Here is a 21253-nt window from a genome sequence, read left to right as displayed (position 1 = left end):
CCCCGCCTCCCCCCCCCGTGAGGGACGAAAGGCGCATCGCGTGGCCAAGGAGACATCGGCGGCACGTCGGCGTGGCCTGCGCGGAGCCGACCGGAAACGAGGGCCCGCGCGCCTGTGGTGCACGCGGCCGGGTGAGTGACACGCTGGGTGTATGAAGATCCCTTTTCTGGGCGGCTGGAGTGAGAAACCGGGGACCCGCGATCCCGAGGGAATCGCCGAACTCCTCTCCGAGTGCGAGCTCCTGCGCTCACACGCCTCCCGTTCGGGTGTCCAACTGGACGACACGGCGGCCTCGTTGGAGGCGCTCGACCAGCTGGTGCCGGGCTGGCGGGACGACGAGGAGATCCTGCTCTGGCTCGGCAACGACGCGGGGCTCTACCTGGGCACGGTCATCGTACGGACCGTCCCCGGAGCGGTCTGGGATCTGCGCTCCGACGGCCAGCCCGTGATCCGGCTGGAGTCCGGCCGTGAGTTCGACGTCGTGGCCTCCGGTCACGAGTGGGCCGCGAGCGGGGTGCCCGAGCTGTCGCAGCTCTACGCCGAGGTCGCCGAGGAGTGAATCCCTGGCCGTAAGTACGGCGTAAATACGGCTTATGACCGAAAAGTGCGTGTCGTTCCTCGGGTGTGATCTTGCCTCGATAGGTTGCGGCAACCACGACACAGCTGAGAGTGAGTAGGGCTGGGTATGGCCGTCGTCGATCCGTTGATCGAACTGCGTGACGTCAACAAGTACTACGGGGAGCTGCATGTCCTGCAGGACATCAACCTCACCGTCGGCAAGGGGGAGGTGGTCGTGGTCATCGGCCCTTCGGGGTCGGGCAAGTCCACACTCTGCAGGACGATCAACCGCCTGGAGACCATCAAGTCCGGTTCCATCACGCTCGACGGGCAGCCGCTGCCCGAGGAGGGCAAGGCCCTTGCGAAGCTCCGTGCCGAGGTCGGCATGGTCTTCCAGTCCTTCAACCTGTTCGCCCACAAGACGGTCCTGCAGAATGTCTCGCTGGCCCAGGTCAAGGTCCGCAGACGCAAGAAGGACCAGGCCGACCAGCGCTCCCGCCAACTCCTCGACCGGGTGGGCCTCGCCGACCAGGCCGACAAGTACCCGGCCCAGCTCTCCGGCGGTCAGCAACAGCGCGTGGCCATCGCCCGCGCCCTCGCCATGGAGCCCAAGGCCCTGTTGTTCGACGAGCCCACCTCGGCCCTCGACCCGGAGATGATCAACGAGGTCCTGGAGGTCATGCAGCAACTGGCCCGGGAGGGCATGACCATGGTCGTGGTCACCCACGAGATGGGCTTCGCCCGCTCGGCCGCCAACCGCGTGGTGTTCATGGCCGACGGCCGCATCGTCGAGGACCGCGCCCCCGACGACTTCTTCACCAACCCGGACAGCGAGCGCGCCAGGGACTTCCTCTCCAAGATCCTCAAGCACTGAGGGAGGCGACGGCCATGTCTTCGAGCCTCGACTACGATGGTCCGTTCACCCCCACGGTGACGGCGACCGAGCCTCCAGGGACGCTGCTGCCTGGTGGGGGTCCCCCCACGGCCCGTCAGCCGTAGGGGGCAGCAGTCACAGAGCCCTACCCGCCCGGCGCCGGCCGGAGATCACTGCTCGCGCAGCGGAATCGACACGTACGACGGGTCGTTCGCCGGCGAGGAGAAGGTCAGCTGAGCGCCGGACGGGTTGTGCTCGATGTAGAGCGGGTCGACCGTGTCGACCACCAGGGCCAGACGGTGCCCTGCCGGGACGTCGTAGGCCGTGGAGAACAGCTCCAGGTCGACGCCGAACGGCTTCCCGGGTGTCCGCCCGTGGAAGGTATACGGCGCGTTGGAGACCAGCTTGCCGAGGCCGAGCGGCCCCACGTCGTACAGGTAGGCGACGAGGGTGCCGCTCTCTTTGGTGGGGGTCAACGTGGTGTGCAACTTGGCGGTACCGCGCACCTGTTGGGCGGTCGAGTACTTCTCCGACTGCCATACGGCGGCCCAGCGGCGGGGGAGCAGGGGGATCGAGGCGACCGGGGGAGCCTGGGCGATCTGGTCGAGGATGCTGGACAGGAAGACGATTCCGCCGTCCGCGCCCGAGTCGACGTTGGTGTGGATCGTGGTGGTGCCCGAGAGGGCGATCTTCTTACGGGTCGCGCTGACCGACTTCCAGTCCGGGTACCCCTCGTAGCCGCCGCCGGAACGGGACTTGAGCCGGACCGGCTGCTCACGTTCGACGCCGTTGTCCGCGCCCTTCAGGTAGTGGTCGAACCAGCGTCCGGTGTCCGTCCACACGTCGTTGGGAAGGCCGAACAGTCCGGTCAGCTCGGCCGTGGCGTGGTCGCCGGGGCGCAGCTCCAGTCTCTTCGGGCCGGTCAGCTTCTCGTAGAAGTCGGCGTACTGGTTGGGGGAGAAGACCGTGTCGCCCCACGCGTTGGCCATCATGACCGCCGTGCCGTACTCGTTCAGTTGGTCCACGTATGTAACGGCCGAACGTTTCTTCCCCCAGTCGATCATCTCCTGTTCCTTCGACAGGTTCGACGCGTAGAAGTTGTCGAAGATCTGCCGGATCTCGGCGCTCTGGCGGCCGGTGACCAGGCTCGCGCCGTCCAGCAGGGCCCCGGCCTGGACGTGCTGGGTGCGGCCGGAGTAGATCGAGTCGATCAGGTCGGCCCAGCCGCTGAGGGCGGCGACGGCCTTGATGCGCTTGTCGTGCGCGGCGGCGAGGAGGCTGATGCCGGCGCCGTACGAGACACCCGCCATGCCGATGTGCCGGTCGTCCGCAGGGGTGTTGGCGAGTGCCCAGTCGATGACCTTGGAGGCGTCGGCGGTGTCGGGAGGGCCCGCCACTTCTATCTCCCCGCCCGACTGCCAGAACCCGCGGACGTTGTAAGTGACCACGATGTACCCGGAGTCGGCGAGCTTCTGGGCCTGGGCGAGGTACTCGACCTGCGGCAGGCCCCAGCTCGTGGGCAGGACGAGCAGCGGGTAGCGACGGGAGCCGTCGGCTCCGGCGGGTGTGACGACGTTCGCCTTGAGGACGGTTCCGCCGTCGCCGGCGATGTCTACGAAACGGACGGCGTCGGCCGCCTGGGCGGTGGGGGCGAGTCCGAGGGCGCTACCGGCGATCAGGGTCGCGGAGACGGCGCCCACGGTGGTCGTACGCAGGGCCTTGCGAGGGTGTCCCACGGGTCACTCCCTACTCGTGTCAATGCAAAGTGACCAGACGGTAACCTCGGCGCTTTACCGGAGGTAACCCGTCGGTAAGTTACGTGGGAGTAACGATTGTTGTGCTGTGAATCAATTCAGGAGGCGCGGTGGGAGTTCCGTGGAGCCGCGGGCGTCGGCAGCGGCGTCTGGGCCGCGCGCGTCACGTCCGCGACCAGTTCGGCGACATCGGGGCCGTACGCCTGTGAGTTGACCACCTTCAGCAGGATCACGAAGGAGTTGTCGCCGTACTTGCGGTACAGCCGCTCGTGGTTGCGGGCCAGGTAGCGGGTCGCGGCCTGGTTGGTGATCGCGGTCTGACCGCAGAACAGGAAGACGGGCCTGGTCAGGCCGGGCTGTCCGGCGGTGAGGCGGGCGAGCAGGACGTACTCGGACACCCCTTTCTCCAGGAGGTAGGGCTCACTGCCTATCTGGTACGTCATGCGGATCGGGCCGGGTTCCGACGGATCGACTTTCACCAGCACCCCGGGCAGCATGGCGGCGATGTGCGCCATCATGCGCCGGTTCGACGTGGGGCCGCCGACGCAGAACTCCGTGCGCTCCCCGAAGCCCTGCCGGGCCGCGTCCTGGGTGATCACCTCGGCGTGTGCGCCGCAGTCCTTGATGAGGGCGGAGAGTTCGAGCAGCGCGAACACGTCGTAACGGTGCACCGCGAGCTCGGTGCTGCCCGCGTCCCGGTTCACGACCAGCAGTGACTCGGAGTTGTCCGGCAGCCCGAAGAACGCCTGCTTGCGGCGGAGTTTCCGCTTCCACAGATACGTCCTGGCGAGCCAGCCGAGCGCGGCGCTGATGCCCGCCGCCACCACGCCCAGGACGATGTTGCGCACGTCGTCTGTCATGTGCGCGCATGCTAGCGGGCCGACACGACTCCTACGTACCGGTGTTCGAAGTGTGGCATTCGTATGACACCTGACCCGAAGAGGGCTGTCGGGGCCCCGGCGATGTGGTTACGCTGCGCGGACGGTCCTGGACTGGAGGTACGGATGCGTCGCCCTGTCGCACGGAAACTGTCGGTCCTGGCGGTCTCGGCCGCCGTGGTGTCGGTGAGTGCGGCGGCACCGCCGCAGGCCACTTCGACACCCGAGAAAGTACCCGTCGCCGTCGGCTACGGCGGCGCCGTCTCCAGCGTCGACGCGGACGCCTCCGCCGCCGGCATCGAGGTCCTGAGGAAGGGCGGCAACGCCGTCGACGCGGCCGTCGCCACCGCCGCCGCGCTGGGCGTCACCGAGCCGTACTCCTCCGGCATCGGCGGGGGCGGCTACTTCGTCTACTACGACGCCAAGTCCCGTACGGTCCACACTATCGACGGCCGCGAGACGGCACCGCTGACCGCCGACTCCGACCTGTTCGTGGAGAACGGCAAGCCGCTCGCCTTCGCCGACGCCGTCAGCAGCGGGCTGAGCGTCGGCACCCCGGGCACGCCCGCCACCTGGGCCACGGCGCTGGGCCAGTGGGGCAGCAGATCGCTCGGCAGCGTCCTGGAGCCGGCCGAGCGGATCGCCCGGGACGGGTTCACGGTCGACGGCACGTTCCGCTCGCAGACCGCGTCCAACGAGACGCGGTTCCGGTACTTCCCGGACACCGCGAAACTGTTCCTGCCCGGCGGGCAGCTGCCGGTCGTCGGCTCCACCTTCAAGAACCCCGATCTCGCCCGCACCTACCAGGAGTTGGGTCGCAAGGGTGTCGGCGCGATCTACCACGGCGACCTCGGCGACGACATCGTCGACACCGTGAACAACCCGCCCGTGGACCCCGCTTCGGGCTGGAACGCACGGCCCGGCGAGCTGTCCGAGAAGGACCTCGCCGCCTACCGGGCCAAGCTCCAGAAGCCCACCAAGACCTCCTATCGCGGTCTCGGCGTCTACTCCATCGCACCCTCCTCCTCCGGCGGCACGACCGTCGGCGAGGCCCTCAACATCCTTGAGCACACCGACCTTTCGAAGGCCGGTGAGGCCCAGTACCTGCACCACTACATCGAGGCCAGCCGGATCGCGTTCGCGGACCGGGGGCGCTGGGTCGGTGACCCCGCCTTCGAGGACGTACCGACGAAGGGGCTGCTGTCGCAGAAGTTCGCCGACTCGCGGGCCTGCCTCATCAAGGACGACGCGGTGCTCACGAGTCCGGTGGCGCCGGGAGACCCGCGGCATCCCGGGGCCTGCTCGGACGGGGGCACCGCGGCTCCGACGACCTACGAGGGCGAGAACACCACGCATCTGACGGTGGCCGACAAGTGGGGGAACGTCGTCTCCTACACCCTGACCATCGAGCAGACCGGTGGCAGTGCGATCACCGTCCCCGGGCGGGGGTTCATTCTCAACAACGAGCTGACGGACTTCTCCTTCGCTCCCGCCAACCCGGCCGTTCACGACCCGAACCTGCCGGGTCCCGGCAAGCGGCCGCGGTCCTCGATCTCGCCGACGATCGTGCTCGACCGGCACAACCAGCCCGTGGTGGCGCTGGGTTCGCCCGGCGGGGCGACCATCATCACGACCGTGCTCCAGGTGCTGACCGAGTTCGTCGACCGCGGGCTGCCGTTGGTGGACGCGATCGCCGCGCCTCGGGCGAGTCAGCGCAACGCCGCGCAGACCGAGTTGGAACCGGCGCTGTACAGCAGCGGGGAGCGGTCTCAGCTGGAGGCCATCGGGCACTCGTTCAAGCTGAATCCGGAGATCGGGGCCGCCACCGGCGTGCAGCGGTTGCCGGGGGGGAAGTGGCTTGCGGCCGCTGAGACCGTACGGCGGGGCGGGGGGTCTGCGCAAGTCGTGTACCCCGCGCCGTAGTCGTCTTCAGGTGCGTGGGGATTCCCTAGAGATCCTCGCGCCCCCGGAACTTCAGAGTGCCTTCCTCCACGTCCACCGTCACGTGCTTGCCCTCTGCGAGGGTGCCGTTCAGGAGCAGCCGGGACAGCTGGTTGTCCACTTCCCTCTGGATGGTGCGGCGCAGCGGGCGGGCGCCGTACTCGGGCTGGAAGCCGCGTTCGGCCAGCCAGTCGACAGCCCTGTCCGTGAAGTCGACCGTGACGCCCTGGGCGTGGAGCAGGCGGCGGGTGCTCTCCAGCAACAGCCTGGTGATCTCGCGTAGTTGCTCGCCGGTGAGCTGGCGGAAGACGACGATCTCGTCGATGCGGTTCAGGAACTCCGGGCGGAAGTGGTCGCGCAGGGGGCGCAGGATCCGTTCCCGACGGGCCTCCTCGTCCGAGTCGCCGCCGGGCCCGAAACCGATGCCCGCGCCCCGCCGCGTGATCGCCTCGGAGCCCAGGTTGCTCGTCATCACGATCACCGTGTTGGTGAAGTCGACCGTGCGGCCCTGGGAGTCGGTGAGCCGTCCGTCGTCGAGGACCTGGAGGAGGATGTTGAAGACGTCCGGGTGGGCCTTCTCCACCTCGTCCAGGAGGAGCAGCGAGTACGGGTGCCTGCGGACCACCTCGGTCAGCTGGCCCGCCTCCTCGTGGCCGACGTATCCGGGCGGGGCGCCGACCAGTCGGCTGACCGTGTGGCGCTCCTGGTACTCGCTCATGTCCAGACGGACCATGCGCTCCTCGCTGCCGAACAGGGCCTCGGCGAGGGCGCGGGCCAGTTCGGTCTTGCCGACGCCGGTCGGGCCGAGGAAGAGGAAGCTGCCGATCGGCCGGTTCGGGCTCGCGAGGCCGGCACGGGAGCGCAGGACGGCGTCCGAGACGACCCGTACGGCCTCGTCCTGGCCGACGACCCGTTCGTGCAGGTGGTTCTCCAGTCCGAGCAGCCGGTCCTTTTCCTCCTCGGTGAGACTGCTGACCGGGATGCCGGTCAGCCGGGACACCACCTGGGCGATGGCCTCCGCGGTGACCTCCAGGTGCTGGCCCTCGTCGGCCGCGTCGTGGTCCCCTGAGACCTCGGCGATCCGCTGCTTCAACTCGGCGATACGGTCCCGCAGTTGCGTGGCCTGTTCGTACTGTTCGTCGGCGACCGCCTGATCCTTGTCCAGGGTCAGCCGCTCGACCTCGCGCTCCAGGGCCCGTACGTCCGTACCCTTGGTGCGCGCCCGCAGTCGTACGCGCGCTCCCGCCTGGTCGATGAGGTCGATCGCCTTGTCCGGCAGGCGGCGTTCGGTGAGATAGCGGTCGGAGAGGTCCACGGCGGCCACCAGGGCCTCATCCGTGTAGCGGACCTGGTGGTGGGCCTCGTAGCGGTCGCGCAGCCCGCGCAGGATCTCGATCGCGTCCGCCGGGGTGGGCTCCGGGACCAGGATCGGCTGGAAGCGGCGGGCCAGGGCCGCGTCCTTCTCGATCCGGCGGAACTCCTCCAGGGTGGTCGCGCCCACGATGTGCAGTTCACCGCGGGCCAGGGCGGGCTTGAGGATGTTGCCGGCGTCCAGAGAGCCGCCCTCGCCGCCCCCGCCCGCGCCGACGACCGTGTGCAGCTCGTCGATGAAGACGATCAGCCGGTCGGAGTTGTCGCGGATCTCGCCCACGATGTTCGTCAGGCGTTCCTCGAAGTCGCCCCGGTAGCGGGTGCCCGCGACCACCCCGGTCAGGTCGAGGGCGAAGACCCGACGCCCGATCAGCACGTCGGGCACGTCCCCGTCGACGATCCGCTGGGCCAGGCCCTCCACTATGGCGGTCTTGCCGACGCCCGCGTCACCGATGAGCACCGGGTTGTTCTTGCCGCGGCGGGACAGCACCTCGATGGTCTGCTCGATCTCCTCGTCCCGGCCGATCACCGGGTCGATACGGCCCTGGCGGGCCAGGTCGGTGAGATCGCGGCCGTATTTGTCGAGGGTGGGCGTGCCCGTGCTGCGCGGTGCCTCACCGCGCGGCTGCCCGGAATCCGGGGCCGCCTCGGGAGGCAGACCGGTGGGGGCGAAGCGGGCCGAGTTCAGGATGTGCCCGGCGGCCGAGTCGGGGTTCGCGGCCAGGGCGCTGAGGACGTGCTCAGGGCCGATGTAACCGGCGCCCCGGGCCCGGGCCAGCTCGTGCGCGTCGAGCAGGGCGCGCTTGGCGGCCGGGGTGAGGGACAACGACGTGGGAGGAGGGGCTTCCTCCGGCTGGTGCTGGACGGGGCCGGAGCGTTCGTCGATCTCCGTGGCGAGCGAGTCGGGATCGGTGCCCGCCCGGCTCAGCAGGGTCCGGGTCGGCTCGGCGGCGACCGCGGCCCGCAGCAGGTGCTGGGTGTCCAGATCCCGGCTCCCGTGCTCGGCGGCGTACTGCGCGGCGCCCCGCACCAGCTCCCTGGCCGGCTGGCTCAGCAGCTGGCCGATGTTGATCTGGCGGGGGCCGGGACGTGGCCCGCCGAAGAAACGGGCGAGGAACTCTCCGAAGGCGTCGTAGCCTTCCTGTCCGCTGAATCCGCTGGTCATGGGCGTTCCCATCCGGCATCCCCGCGCGGGCCGGGGACACCCTCGCTGATCGACGTGCCGGGGCCGGGTAACCCGGGTGTCAGCCGGTTACACCTTCGCACGGATGGGGGAGTGGGGCACATTCAGCGGTGGGCCGGGAACGCGGGTCCACCGAGTCCCTCGCCGAGAGGCGGCTCAGCGTGCCGTCAGGACGCGCGGTCCGTCGTCGGTGATGGCCACGGTGTGCTCGGTGTGCGCGGCGCGCGTGCCGTCGTTGGTCTTCAGCGTCCACCCGTCCGGAGCCGTGTGGTACTCGTCCGTGCCGCCGGCGATGAGCATCGGCTCGATCGCGAGCACCATGCCGTGCCGCAGTGCGAGTCCCCGCCCCGGGCGCCCCTCGTTCGGCACCGGCGGGTCCTCGTGCATACGGCGGCCGATGCCGTGGCCGCCGAAGTCGTCCATGATGCCGTAGCCGCCGTCCCGGCACACCGTGCCGATCGCGTGCGCGATGTCGCCGATGCGGTTGCCCACGAACGCCGCGCCGATCCCGGCCGCCAGCGCCCGCTCCGCGGTCTCGATCAGCCGTACATCGTCGGCACGCGGCCTGCCCACCGTGAAGCTGATCGCCGAGTCCCCTGCCCAGCCGTCGAGTTGGGCACCGCAGTCGATCGAGACCAGGTCACCGTCGCGCAGCCGGTAACCGGTCGGGATGCCGTGCACGATCGCGTCGTTCACGGAGGCGCAGATGACGGCGGGGAAGGGCGTGGAGGCGAAGGAGGGGCGATAGCCGAGAAAGGGCGACGACGCCCCCGCCTCCCGCAACACTGCACGTGCCACCTCGTCCAGCTCCAGCAGGGAAACACCCACGTCAGCGGCCTCTTGTACGGCGGTCAGGGCGCGCCCGACCACCTGTCCCGCCTCGTACATGGCATCGATCGATGTGTTCGTCTTCAGCTCCACCATGCCAATTACTATACCGGTATTAGAATGGGGTTCATGGTGCGCACCCCTCTCACTCCCGAAGAACACGAACGCGGCGAGCGGCTCGGCCGGCTGCTGCGCGAGGCCCGTGGCGGCCGCAGCATGGCGGAGGTCGCGGCGAGTGCCGGGATCTCCGCGGAGACCCTCCGGAAGATCGAGACGGGGCGTGCTCCCACCCCGGCGTTCTTCACGGTGGCCGCGCTCGCCCGGGCGCTCGGACTGTCCATGGACGAGCTGGCCGGACTGTGCGAGCCGGCGGGCGTGTGACGGGAGTTCGCTCGGTTGCCGGGGCGTGACATGAGGCTCCTGCTGCGCCTTTGAAAACTGGCTGTAGCCCGTTCGTAACACTGCTGGTGTTGCCTTACGGACCGGAGTGCTCCGGTCTAACGGGAGTTGAGCGATGGCAGTGGATCAACTCCCGGGTCGGATGCGGGAGTTCGTGGCCTACCTGGACGGTGTGCTGGCGCGCCTGGACCAGGGTGCCGGTTGGTGCGCGGTGTTCTGGCAGCGCGACCCGGACGGTATGCAGGCCTGCCTCGACGGCCGCGAAGTGCCGCCCTGGGACGTGGTCGAGGCGCTGCTGCAGGACCTCGCCGCGACGTACGGCCCCGAGGTGGCCCACGCCGAGGCGGAGCGCGCCCGTCCCCTGCACGCCGCTGCCCAGGCCGCACACGACGCCCGGCCCGGCGGCCGGGACGCCCTCGGCGACCGTTTCGACGTCATGCTCCGCGAACAGCGCTACGCGGCGGAACGGCAGGCGGAACTGGGCCGCCGGCTCGCCACCGCGAACACCCAGGAGGAGGCCGACGCCATCCGCCTGGACCTCGCCTGGGCCCGCGACGACCACGAACGGGCTGTCCGGCGTTGCGCCGAACTCCAGTCCCGGATGGCCGAGTTGGACCACCGCGCGATGAACGACCAGGCCCGGGCGATCCGACGGGGGCGGGTCGCGGAGGGCGGGACGTTCGGGGGCGGCGAGGGGGGTGGCGGGCGCGGGCTTGGTGGCGGCCACGGGGACGGTTTTGCCACGGGCGGTGAGAACGCAGCGGGCGGCAGGAGTTCCGGCAGCTACGGGAACGGCGGCCCTGGTGGGGGTGACGGGCAGGTAGCCGATGGCAGTGGGGGCGCCGGGTGGGAACCCGGCCGCTACGAGGGTGCCGCTGCCGGGGGCGGTGGCCTGGAGGCGACACCGCACGTACGCGGCGGCCACGAGTCCGGCGACCACTACCGAGCCGACGGTCGAAGCGTCGAGTTCCCGGACATGCCGAGGCAGCGCGACGCCACGTCGGCTCGGGACGCCGAAGCGCCCCACGCCGGACAGACAGCGCAGTGGTCCACCCCGACCGGCGCGGCCCTCTCGGGACAGGCGCCGCACCCCTCGGCAACCGCTTGGACGGACGCCCACGGACACCCGCCGCAGCGCCCCGGTGCTGAAGCAGCCGGCCTCGCTGAAGGGGGCCGTCCGGGACACGCCCCGCGGCCGACGACTCCCGCCTGGGTCGACGACCCCGCGCACGCACCGCGACGCCCGGGTCCTGGTGAAGCGGCTCATCAGGGACGCGCTCCGCAGCCCCCGGCTCCCGCCTGGGCTGACACCCCCGGATACGCCCCGCAGCGCCCCGGCCCCGGTGCAGCGGCCCCTCTTGGACGCGCCCCGCAATCAGCGACTCCCGCCGATGCCGCCACCCCCGGGCGCGCAACGCACTATCCGGGCCACGCCGCAGCGGCCCGCTCCGGACACGCCCCGCACCCCTCGGCGGCCGCCGACACAACCCACCCCGGACCTCTCCCGCAGCAGCACCGCGAGTCCGGCACCTCCCACACCCCGTATCCGCGGGCCCCGGCCCCAGTCACCCGCCCCGACATCGAGCCCCCGCAACAGCCCAGCCCCACCGCCCCAGCGCCGGAGGCGAAGCGCAAGCGTCGGCGCGGCGGTGCGCGTTTCGCCGGTGCGGCCGAGGACGGCGGCGCCCCCGTCGTCGTACCCCCGGCTGCCGTGCCCGATCTGCCCACCGCACCCGTGGCGAAGGGCCGGACCCCGCGCGGGGCTCGCTTCGCGGGGGCCGCGCAGGCGCCGGAGGCGAGTCCGCGGCCGGGGGCCGAGCCTTCCGACGTGGCGGCGCGGCGGGAGACCGCCGAGACCGTCGCGGCGCTGGCGCGGCTGCGCTCGGAGGGGCGTACCGGCGAGGCGCACGCCCTGCTCGCCGAGGTCGCCCACTGGCCCGCCGACCGTTTCCCGCTGCTCGCCGCGGAGCTGCAGCACGCCGGACTCGGAGCCGACTGGGCGAGCCTGCTGTGGGAGGCCGCCTCGCTGCCCGCCGACCGGCTGGTGGCCGCCGCGGACGCGCTGGTCGCGGCCGGGCGGAGTACGGACGGGGAGCAGGTGCTCAGGCAGGGGGTCGCTCGGCCGGCCGGTGAGATCGGCGCGGCCGTGCTGGCGCTGGTCGCCGAGGGCCGGCGCCGTGAGGTCACCGCGCTCCTCGACGCCTACGTCCGCGTTCGCACCCCCGAGGAGGCCGCCCGCAGCGCCGAGCCCGGCCCGGCGACCCTCGTACCGCTCCTCCTGGCCGCCGCGCGAGGCGTCTCGGACGAGCGGCACTGGGACCTGGTGCACGCCCTGCGGGTCGCCGGATTCTCCGCCTGACAGGTCCTCCACAACCCCGCTGACCGGGCATGTCACTCCTCCACTGGAGTGTGAAACGTGATCGACTTCGCCGGTTAACGACGATGGTCTTGGCAAGCCTCTCCAGGAGGCTTACGTTCGTCCCTCTACGGCCCCTTCTACGGGCGTAGAGGCTCTGACGTCCCCGCCGAAGGAGCAGCTCATGGCCAACGTCGTACGTGCCGCTCTGGTCCAGGCCACCTGGACCGGCGACACCGAGTCCATGGTGGCGAAACACGAGGAGCACGCCCGCGAGGCGGCCCGACAGGGCGCGAAGATCATCGGGTTCCAGGAAGTGTTCAACGCGCCTTACTTCTGCCAGGTCCAGGAACCCGAGCACTACCGCTGGGCCGAGCCGGTGCCCGACGGCCCCACCACGAGTCGTATGCAGGAACTCGCCCGCGAGACCGGCATGGTGATCGTCGTGCCGGTCTTCGAGGTCGAGCAGTCCGGCTTCTACTACAACACCGCGGTCGTGATCGACGCCGACGGCAGCGTCCTCGGCAAGTACCGCAAGCACCACATCCCGCAGGTCAAGGGCTTCTGGGAGAAGTACTACTTCAAGCCCGGCAACCTCGGCTGGCCGGTCTTCGACACCGCCGTGGGCAAGGTCGGCGTCTACATCTGCTACGACCGCCACTTCCCGGAGGGCTGGCGGCAGTTGGGCCTGAACGGCGCGCAGCTCGTCTACAACCCGTCCGCCACGCACCGGGGGCTCTCCTCCCACCTGTGGCGCCTGGAGCAGCCCGCGGCCGCCGTCGCCAACGAGTACTTCGTCGCCGCGATCAACCGGGTCGGCGTCGAGGAGTACGGCGACAACGACTTCTACGGGACGTCGTACTTCGTCGACCCGCGCGGTCAGTTCGTCGGGGACACGGCCAGCGACAAGGAGGAGGAACTGGTCGTCCGCGACCTGGACTTCGACCTCGTCGACGAAGTGCGGCAGCAGTGGGCCTTCTACCGCGACCGCCGCCCCGACGCCTACGAAGGGCTGGTGCAGCCGTGACCAAGGACCTGCTGGGACGTCACCGTGCCGTCCTGCCCGACTGGCTCGCCCTCTACTACGAGGACCCGCTGGAGATCACACACGGCGAGGGCCGGTACGTGTGGGACGCCGAGGGCAACAAGTACCTCGACTTCTTCGGCGGCATCCTCACGACGATGACCGCGCACGCCCTGCCCGAGATCACCAAGGCGGTGAGCGAACAGGCCGGGCGGATCATCCACTCCTCGACCCTGTACCTGAACCGGCCGATGGTCGAACTCGCCGAGCGGGTCGCCCAGTTGTCCGGCATCCCGGACGCCCGGGTGTTCTTCACCACCTCCGGCACCGAGGCCAACGACACCGCCCTGCTGCTCGCCACCACCTACCGTCGCAGCAACACGATCCTGGCGATGCGCAACAGCTACCACGGCCGCTCCTTCAGCGCCGTCGGCATCACCGGCAACCGCGGCTGGTCCCCCACCTCGCTGTCCCCGCTCCAGACGCTGTACGTCCACGGAGGCGTGCGCACCCGGGGCCCGTACGCCTCCCTCGGCGACGACGACTTCATCGCGGCCTGCGTCGACGACCTCAGGGACCTCCTCGGCCACACCCGCCCGCCCGCCGCCCTGATCGCCGAGCCGATCCAGGGCGTCGGTGGCTTCACCTCCCCGCCCGACGGCCTCTACGCGGCCTTCCGCGAGGTGCTCGACGAGCACGGCGTCCTGTGGATCGCCGACGAGGTGCAGACCGGCTGGGGTCGCACCGGCGACCACTTCTGGGGCTGGCAGGCGCACGACCGCAACGGCCCGCCGGACATCCTCACCTTCGCCAAGGGCATCGGCAACGGCATGTCCATCGGCGGGGTGGTGGCCCGCGCCGAGATCATGAACTGCCTGGACTCCAACAGCATTTCGACGTTCGGCGGCACCCAGATCACCATGGCGGCCGGCCTCGCGAACCTCACGTACCTCCTGGAACACGACCTCCAGGGCAACGCCCGGCGCGTCGGCGGACTGCTCATCGAGCGGCTGCGGACGGTCGCCGCGCAGATCCCTGGCGTACGGGAGGTGCGCGGGCGTGGGCTCATGCTCGGCGTCGAACTGGTGAAACCCGGCACCGACGAGGCCGACCCGCAGGCCGCGTCCGCCGTGCTGGAGGCGGCCCGTGCCGAGGGGCTGCTGCTCGGCAAGGGCGGCGGACACAACACCAGCGCCCTCAGGATCGCCCCGCCCCTGTCCCTGACCGTCGCGGAGGCCGAAGAGGGCGCCGCGATCCTCGAACACGCTCTGAGGAGCACCATCCAGTAGGCCCACAGCAAGGGAACACCGTCATGAGCACCACCTTGGAGCCCCTGGAGTCCTTGGCGCCGACCCTGTCGGTCCGTCAGGTCCTCATGCTGGAACGGGTCCTCGCCGGGGAGCCCGAGGTGGTGGCCGGTGCCAGCCAGCTCGACCGGGCCGTGCGCTGGGTGCACGTGGCCGAGGCAGCCGACGTCGGTGTGATGCTCAGCGGCGGCGAGATGGTCCTCACCACCGGTGTGCTGCTCGCCGGCGACGACGACAAGCAGGTCGAGTACATCCGGTCCCTGCACCGCGCGGAGGCCGCGGCCGTGGTCCTCGGACTCGGCCGCGCCTTCCCCGCCCCGCCGGACGTGATGCGCCGGGCCGCCGAGCGGTGCGGGCTGCCCATGGTCGTCCTGCACCGGCCCTTCCCCTTCGCCGAGTTGACGGAGGAAGTCCAAGCCCGGCTGGTACGGCGGAAGTTCGCCGCCGTCAGCATGTCAGAGGCCGTCCGCACCGCCCTCACCGGACTCATCACCGCGGGCGCCCCGCTGCAGCACCTGCTGGACGAGATCGTCCACCACAGCGGCTGTCCCGTCGTCGTCACCAACCTCGCCCACCGGGTCCTCGCCACCGCGGGCGAGCGGTCCGCCGTCGACGACGTCCTGCGCGACTGGGAGCGCATCGCCCGCCAGGCCGGCGGCAGCGAGGGCGACGGCTGGATCCGTGCCGAACTGGCCGGGCGCGGGGAACGCTGGGGCCAGATCATGCTGTGCGGCTACCGCGGCGACACCGCCACCGGACGCCTGCTCGCCGACCGCGCCGCCGAGTCCCTCGTCCTGCACCGCATGCTCGGCGGCACCTCCGCCCACACCTGGGAGGAGCAGTCCGCGCAGAGCCTGCTCACCGACCTGGTCAGCGGGGTCGTACCGGCACGGCAGCTGTTGCCCCGCGCGCGGGCGGCCGGACTGCCCGTGAACCGGCGCACCTTCGTCCCGCTCGTCGTACGGGACGGCGATCCCGCCGAACTCGACCGGGTGCTACGGCTTTTGGGGCTGCCCGGCATCGTCGCCGAACTCGCCGACGGGGCCACCGCCGTCCTGCTGAGCCTGGCCCGTGACCAGGACGCCGCCGTGCTCACGGCCAACTTCGCGGCGCGCCTGCCGGGAACGGTGGTGGCCGCCGCCGATCCCAGGAGCGCCTGGGACGATGTCCCCGCCGGTATGCGTGAGGCCCGGCATGTCGCGGACGCCATCGCCTCGGGAGTCCTCGACCTCCCGGCCGTCGTCCGCCTCAAGGACGTCCACCTGCGCGGACTGATCCGGCTGCTGCGCGACGACCCGCACGTCCAGTCCTTCGCCGAGCGCGAGCTGGACGGGCTGCTGTGCGACACGGGCTCGGGGGAGGGCCTGCTGGCTGTCCTGCGCACCTACCTCGCCACCGGCCGCAACAAGTCCCGCACCGCCCAGCTCCACCACGTCTCCCGGCCCGCCCTCTATCGCCGGCTGGAGGCGATACAGGGCCGGCTGGGCGTCGACCTGGACGATTTCGAGCAGGCGGCCTCGGTGCACATCGCGCTTCTCGCGCACGACGCGCAACAGGGCTGAAACATGCTACGACCTGGGAAAACGGCGGTGAAACATGGGCTCACGAAAGGGTGACACCGTGACACGCCGCACGCCCGCAGACGTGACACCGTGCAACTCAGAGCAGCTTTTCGGACTTCCTAGTCTTCTCGCACACCGAGTGACCGGAGGTCCCGATGAGCAGAGTGATTCGTGCCGCCCTCTTCCAGACCGCGTGGACGGGCGACAAGGAGTCGATGATCCAGGTACACGAGCAGGCGGCCCGGGACGCGGCCGCGCAGGGTGCTCAGGTCCTGTGCTTCCAGGAGCTGTTCTACGGACCGTACTTCTGCCAGGTCCAGGACAAGGCGTTCTACGAGTACGCCGAGCAGATCCCGGACGGCCCCATCGTCAAGCGATTCCAGGCGCTGGCCAAGGAGTTGGGCATCGTCCTCATCCTGCCGATGTACGAGGAGGAGCAGCCCGGCGTCCTCTACAACACCGCCGCCGTGATCGACGCGGACGGCTCGTACCTCGGCAAGTACCGCAAGCACCACATCCCCCAAGTGCCCGGATTCTGGGAGAAGTTCTACTTCCGCCCCGGCAATCTGGGGTGGCCGATCTTCGACACCAAGGTCGGGAAGATCGGTGTCTACATCTGCTACGACCGCCACTTCCCGGAGGGCTGGCGGGCGCTCGGCCTCGCGGGCGCCGAGATCGTCTTCAACCCCTCGGCCACCTCGCGCGGGCTCTCCGCCTACCTGTGGCAGCTGGAGCAGCCCGCCGCGGCCGTCGCCAACGAGTACTTCGTCGGCGCGATCAACCGGGTGGGTGTGGAGGAGCTGGGCGACAACGACTTCTACGGGACGACGTACTTCGTCGACCCGGAGGCCCAGTTCGTCGGCGAGGTCGCTTCGGACAAGGAGACCGAACTCGTCGTCCGCGACCTGGACATGGCCAAGCTGCGGGAGGTCCGCGACCGCTGGCAGTTCTACCGCGACCGCCGTCCGGACGCCTACCCCCCGCTGACCGCACCCTGACCGAACCGACCACCCTGGCAGGAGAGGGAACATGAGCAGCCGTACCGTCATCAGCGGCGGTCTCGTCATCACCGCGTCCGACGAGATCCACGCCGACGTCCTGATCGAGGACGGCCGCATCGCCGCCCTCGCCGTGCCCGGTACCCAGAACTGGACCGCGGACCGCACGATCGACGCCACCGGGAAGTACGTCATCCCCGGTGGCGTCGACGCCCACACCCACATGGAGCTGCCGTTCGGCGGCACCTTCGCCTCCGACACCTTCGAGACCGGCACCCGGGCCGCCGCCTGGGGCGGTACGACCACGATCGTCGACTTCGCGGTGCAGAGCGTCGGACACTCCCTGCGCGAGGGCCTGGACGCCTGGCACGCCAAGGCCGAGGGCAACTGCGCCATCGACTACGGCTTCCACATGATCGTCTCCGATGTGAACCAGGAGACGCTCAAGGAGATGGACCTGCTGGTGGAGGAGGGGGTCACCTCCTTCAAGCAGTTCATGGCCTACCCCGGCGTCTTCTACTCCGACGACGGCCAGATCCTGCGCGCCATGCAGCGCTCCGCCGAGAACGGCGGCCTGATCATGATGCACGCCGAGAACGGCATCGCGATCGACGTGCTGGTCGAGCAGGCGTTGGCCCGCGGCGAGACCGACCCCCGCTATCACGGCGAGGTCCGCAAGGCGCTCCTGGAGGCCGAGGCCACCCACCGTGCCATCAAGCTCGCGCAGGTCGCCGGCGCGCCCCTGTACGTCGTGCACGTCTCGGCCATGGAGGCGGTGGCGGAGCTGGCGCGGGCGCGCGACGAAGGGCTCAACGTCTTCGGCGAGACCTGCCCGCAGTATCTGTTCCTGTCCACGGACAACCTCGCGGAACCGGACTTCGAAGGCTCGAAGTACGTGTGCAGCACGCCGCTTCGTCCGAAGGAACACCAGGCCAAGCTGTGGCAGGGCCTGCGGACCAACGACCTCCAGGTCGTCTCCACCGACCACTGCCCCTTCTGCTTCGTGGGCCAGAAGGAACTCGGCCGCGGCGACTTCTCGAAGATCCCCAACGGTCTCCCCGGCGTCGAGAACCGCATGGACCTGCTCCACCAGGCCGTCGTCGACGGGCACATCTCGCGCCGCCGCTGGATCGAGATCGCCTGCGCCACCCCGGCCCGGATGTTCGGCATGTACCCGAAGAAGGGCACCATCGCCCCGGGCGCCGACGCGGACGTCGTCATCTACGACCCGCACGCCGAGCAGATCGTCTCCGCCGAGACCCACCACATGAACGTCGACTACTCGGCCTACGAGGGCAAGCGCCTCACCGGCCGGGTCGAGACGGTCCTCTCGCGCGGCGAACTCGTCATCACCGAGCGGGAGTACACCGGGCACGCCGGACACGGCACCTACACCCCGCGCTCCACCTGTCAGTACCTCAACTAGGAGTGGCGCACATGGACTTCGGACTCGTCCTGCAGACGGATCCGCCCGCTTCCAAGGTCATCAGCCTGATGAAGCGGGCCGAACGCAACGGCTTCACCTACGGGTGGACGTTCGACTCCGCCGTGCTCTGGCAGGAGCCGTTCGTGATCTACAGTCAGATCCTCTCCAACACCTCGAAGTTGAAGGTCGGCCCGATGGTCACCAACCCGGGCACCCGCACCTGGGAGGTCACCGCCTCCACCTTCGCCACCCTCAACGACATGTTCGGCAACCGCACGGTGTGCGGCATCGGCCGCGGTGACTCCGCGATGCGCGTCGCGGGCCGTACGCCCAACACGCTGGCGCGGATCAGCGAGGCCATGAAGGTCATCCGGGCGCTCGGCTCGGGCCAGGAGGCCGACCTCGGCGGCACGGTGATCAGGTTCCCGTGGATCAAGGAGGACGCCGAACTCCCCGTATGGATGGCGGCGTACGGCCCGAAGGCGCTGAAGATGACGGGCGAGGAGGCCGACGGGTTCATTCTCCAGCTGGCCGACCTGTATCTCACCGAGTACATGGTGAAGGCCGTCAAGGACGCGGCCGTCGCCGCGGGGCGCGACCCGTCCGAGGTCAAGATCTGTGTCGCCGCCCCCGCCTACGTCACCGCGGACGACTCACCCGAGGCGCTCGCCCACGCGCGTGAGCAGTGCCGGTGGTTCGGCGGGATGGTCGGCAACCACGTCGCCGACCTGGTCTCCAAGTACGGCGAGCACTCGGCCGCCGTCCCCGACGAACTGACGGACTACATCAAGGCGCGCGAGGGGTACGACTACTCGCACCACGGGCGTGCCGACAATCCGGACACCGCGTTCGTGCCCGACGAGATCGTCGACCGGTTCTGTGTCATCGGACCGGTCGAGAAGCACATCGAGAAGCTGAACGCGCTGCGCGAGCTGGGCGTCGACCAGTTCGCCGTCTACGACATGCACGACGCCCAGGAAGCCACCATCGACGCCTACGGCTCCAAGGTCATCCCCGCCCTCAACTCCTGACCCGGATCGCACACCGCTCGACCGACCCCCCACTCCTTGTCCCCCCTTCCCGCCGTCCCGGGGAGGGGTGGCGGGGCCGGGAAAGGCCTCCCCGCCCGTCCCGGTCCCGCCCGAGGCCCCCGCACGGCCTATCCCGTCCCGTTCTGATCGATTGGCCTGCCCATGACCGAAACAGTCCCCACGGGGTCGCCGATACCGCACTCCACCGGCGGTCGCGTCGAGCTCGCCCCCGAGGCCTTCCCCGCCGACAGCCCCTTCGCCAACGAGGACCTGCGTCCCGTACCGGTCTCCGAGCGCAAGTGGACGACGTACAACTTCGCGGCCCTGTGGATCTCCATGGCGCACTGCATCCCCAGCTGGACCCTGGCCTCCGGCCTGGTCGCGCTCGGCATGGACTGGAAGCAGGCCGTGTTCACCATCGCCCTGGCCAACATCATCGTGCTGCTGCCGATGCTGGCCACCGGGCACGCGGGGCCCAAGTACGGCATCCCCTTCCCGGTGCTCGCCCGCGCCTCCTTCGGACTGCGCGGCGCCAACATCCCGGCGCTGATCCGGGCGGCCGTGGCCTGCGGCTGGTTCGGCATCCAGACCTGGATCGGCGGCAGCGGCATCTTCGCACTGGGCTCCAAGCTCACCGGCGGCCACTGGGAGAACGCGGCCGAGATCGCGGGCAACCCCTGGCCCCTGTGGCTGTGCTTCCTGCTGTTCTGGGCACTCCAGATCGCGATCATCTACCGCGGCATGGACTTTTTGCGGCACTTCGAGAACTGGGCCGCGCCCTTCGTGATCGCCGGCGCGCTCGTGCTGCTGATCTGGATCGCGGTCAAGGCCGACGGCTTCGGCGCGCTGCTCGACCAGCCCTCGAAGCTGGGCTGGGGCGCCGACTTCTGGCCGGTCTTCTTCCCCTCGCTCATGGGCATGATCGGCTTCTGGGCGACTCTGTCGCTGAACATCCCCGACTTCACCCGCTTCGGTGCCAGTCAGAAGGCGCAGACCTGGGGCCAGGCGCTGGGCCTGCCCACCACCATGACCCTCTTCGCGATCCTCGCCGTGCTCGTCACCTCGGGCTCCGAGGCCGTCTACGGCGAGGCCATCTGGGACCCGGTCGCGTTGGCCGCCAAGACGGACAACGGCTTCGGGCTGCTTTTCGCGCTCATCATCGTGCTGGTCGCCACGGTCTCCGTGAACATCGCGGCGAACGTGGTCTCACCGGCGTACGACCTGGCCAACCTGGCCCCGAAGCTCATCAACTTCCGTACCGGCGCGCTGATCACGGGCGTCGTCGGCATCCTGATCTTCCCGTGGAAGCTGATCTCCACGCCCGAGTTCTACATCTTCACCTGGCTCGGGGTGGTCGGCGGCCTGCTCGGCACGGTCGCGGGCATCCTCATCGCCGACTACTGGATCGTCCGGCGTACGGTCCTGCACCTCGTGGACCTGTACACGCCCGGCGGCCGCTACTGGTACACCAACGGCTGGAACTGGCGGGCCATCGTCGCCTTCGTGGTGGGCGGTCTGCTCGCGGTCGGCGGCTCGTACTCGGCCGTGGGCGCGGACGGCAAGAAGACCGGGCCGTTCCCCACCGACGGTCTGATCCCGTTCCTCAAGCCGCTGGCCGACTACGGCTGGGCGGTGGGCCTCGGCACCTCCCTGCTGCTGTACATCGCGCTGATGCTGCCGAAGGGCAGGGAACAGGAGGGCATCGCGGCCTGAGGGTTCGCCACGCGCGCGTGGAGGGCGGTCGGGCCCGGCCCGGCGTCCGT

At 70.1% G+C, this 21253-nt stretch carries 16 protein-coding genes; 12 read left to right on the top strand and 4 right to left on the bottom strand.

Annotated elements, in window-relative coordinates; all coding sequences use genetic code 11:
- The first annotated feature begins 151 nt into the window (after positions 1 to 151).
- Complete coding sequence (locus ABZT93_RS20560) at positions 152 to 559, top strand: DUF6278 family protein (protein ID WP_356106299.1); 408 nt, start codon at positions 152 to 154, stop codon at positions 557 to 559.
- Positions 560 to 685: 126 nt separating this feature from the next.
- Positions 686 to 1432, top strand: coding sequence for an amino acid ABC transporter ATP-binding protein (locus ABZT93_RS20555; RefSeq protein ID WP_356106297.1), 747 nt, complete (start codon positions 686 to 688; stop codon positions 1430 to 1432).
- Between the two features lie 170 nt (positions 1433 to 1602).
- Here ABZT93_RS20555 and ABZT93_RS20550 read toward each other — a convergent pair whose 3' ends face one another.
- Both ABZT93_RS20550 and ABZT93_RS20545 read right to left on the bottom strand, forming a co-directional pair.
- Positions 1603 to 3168, bottom strand: coding sequence for a CocE/NonD family hydrolase (locus ABZT93_RS20550; protein ID WP_356106296.1), 1566 nt, complete (start codon positions 3166 to 3168; stop codon positions 1603 to 1605).
- A gap of 116 nt (positions 3169 to 3284) precedes the next feature.
- Positions 3285 to 4046: a hypothetical protein gene (locus ABZT93_RS20545; protein WP_356106294.1), complete on the bottom strand. Its 762-nt coding sequence runs from the start codon at positions 4044 to 4046 to the stop codon at positions 3285 to 3287.
- A gap of 144 nt (positions 4047 to 4190) precedes the next feature.
- On the opposite strand from ABZT93_RS20545, the gene ggt reads away from it, so the two are divergent.
- A complete protein-coding gene (gene ggt / locus ABZT93_RS20540) occupies positions 4191 to 5987 on the top strand; it encodes a gamma-glutamyltransferase (protein WP_356106292.1) in 1797 nt (598 codons plus the stop codon).
- A gap of 25 nt (positions 5988 to 6012) precedes the next feature.
- Here ggt and ABZT93_RS20535 read toward each other — a convergent pair whose 3' ends face one another.
- Positions 6013 to 8541 carry an ATP-dependent Clp protease ATP-binding subunit gene (locus ABZT93_RS20535; protein WP_356106290.1) on the bottom strand — a complete coding sequence of 843 codons (2529 nt, stop codon included), beginning with the start codon at positions 8539 to 8541 and terminating at the stop codon, positions 6013 to 6015.
- A 174-nt stretch (positions 8542 to 8715) separates the two neighbouring features.
- Positions 8716 to 9483 carry a type I methionyl aminopeptidase gene (map, locus tag ABZT93_RS20530; RefSeq protein WP_356106288.1) on the bottom strand — a complete coding sequence of 256 codons (768 nt, stop codon included), beginning with the start codon at positions 9481 to 9483 and terminating at the stop codon, positions 8716 to 8718.
- A 33-nt stretch (positions 9484 to 9516) separates the two neighbouring features.
- Here map and ABZT93_RS20525 point away from each other — a divergent pair, with 33 nt between their 5' ends.
- The 9 genes from ABZT93_RS20525 (at position 9517) to ABZT93_RS20485 (ending at position 21203) form a co-directional block, all read left to right on the top strand.
- Positions 9517 to 9768 carry a helix-turn-helix transcriptional regulator gene (locus ABZT93_RS20525; protein WP_356106286.1) on the top strand — a complete coding sequence of 84 codons (252 nt, stop codon included), beginning with the start codon at positions 9517 to 9519 and terminating at the stop codon, positions 9766 to 9768.
- A 133-nt stretch (positions 9769 to 9901) separates the two neighbouring features.
- Positions 9902 to 12145: a hypothetical protein gene (locus ABZT93_RS20520; RefSeq protein WP_356106284.1), complete on the top strand. Its 2244-nt coding sequence runs from the start codon at positions 9902 to 9904 to the stop codon at positions 12143 to 12145.
- 181 nt (positions 12146 to 12326) lie between these two features.
- A complete protein-coding gene (locus ABZT93_RS20515) occupies positions 12327 to 13169 on the top strand; it encodes a nitrilase-related carbon-nitrogen hydrolase (RefSeq protein ID WP_059209607.1) in 843 nt (280 codons plus the stop codon).
- On the top strand, positions 13166 to 14455 hold the full coding sequence (locus ABZT93_RS20510) for an aspartate aminotransferase family protein (protein WP_356106282.1): 1290 nt from the start codon (positions 13166 to 13168) through the stop codon (positions 14453 to 14455). The genes ABZT93_RS20515 and ABZT93_RS20510 overlap by 4 nt, the downstream gene beginning before the upstream one ends.
- A gap of 23 nt (positions 14456 to 14478) precedes the next feature.
- Entirely contained in the window at positions 14479 to 16035 is a 1557-nt protein-coding gene (locus ABZT93_RS20505) for a PucR family transcriptional regulator (RefSeq protein ID WP_356106280.1), read from the top strand.
- Positions 16036 to 16190: 155 nt separating this feature from the next.
- The gene (locus ABZT93_RS20500; protein WP_028808905.1) at positions 16191 to 17033 is read left to right on the top strand and encodes a nitrilase-related carbon-nitrogen hydrolase; all 843 of its coding nucleotides are present in this window, start codon (positions 16191 to 16193) and stop codon (positions 17031 to 17033) included.
- A 31-nt stretch (positions 17034 to 17064) separates the two neighbouring features.
- Complete coding sequence (hydA, locus tag ABZT93_RS20495) at positions 17065 to 18459, top strand: dihydropyrimidinase (RefSeq protein ID WP_356106278.1); 1395 nt, start codon at positions 17065 to 17067, stop codon at positions 18457 to 18459.
- Between the two features lie 11 nt (positions 18460 to 18470).
- On the top strand, positions 18471 to 19490 hold the full coding sequence (locus ABZT93_RS20490; RefSeq protein ID WP_356106276.1) for a TIGR03842 family LLM class F420-dependent oxidoreductase: 1020 nt from the start codon (positions 18471 to 18473) through the stop codon (positions 19488 to 19490).
- Between the two features lie 162 nt (positions 19491 to 19652).
- Positions 19653 to 21203, top strand: coding sequence for an NCS1 family nucleobase:cation symporter-1 (locus ABZT93_RS20485; RefSeq protein WP_356106275.1), 1551 nt, complete (start codon positions 19653 to 19655; stop codon positions 21201 to 21203).
- Positions 21204 to 21253: the final 50 nt, after the last annotated feature.

The organism is Streptomyces sp. NPDC005303 (assembly GCF_040607335.1).
Classification (GTDB): domain Bacteria; phylum Actinomycetota; class Actinomycetes; order Streptomycetales; family Streptomycetaceae; genus Streptomyces.
This window is presented reverse-complemented; position numbering and strand designations above follow the sequence as displayed.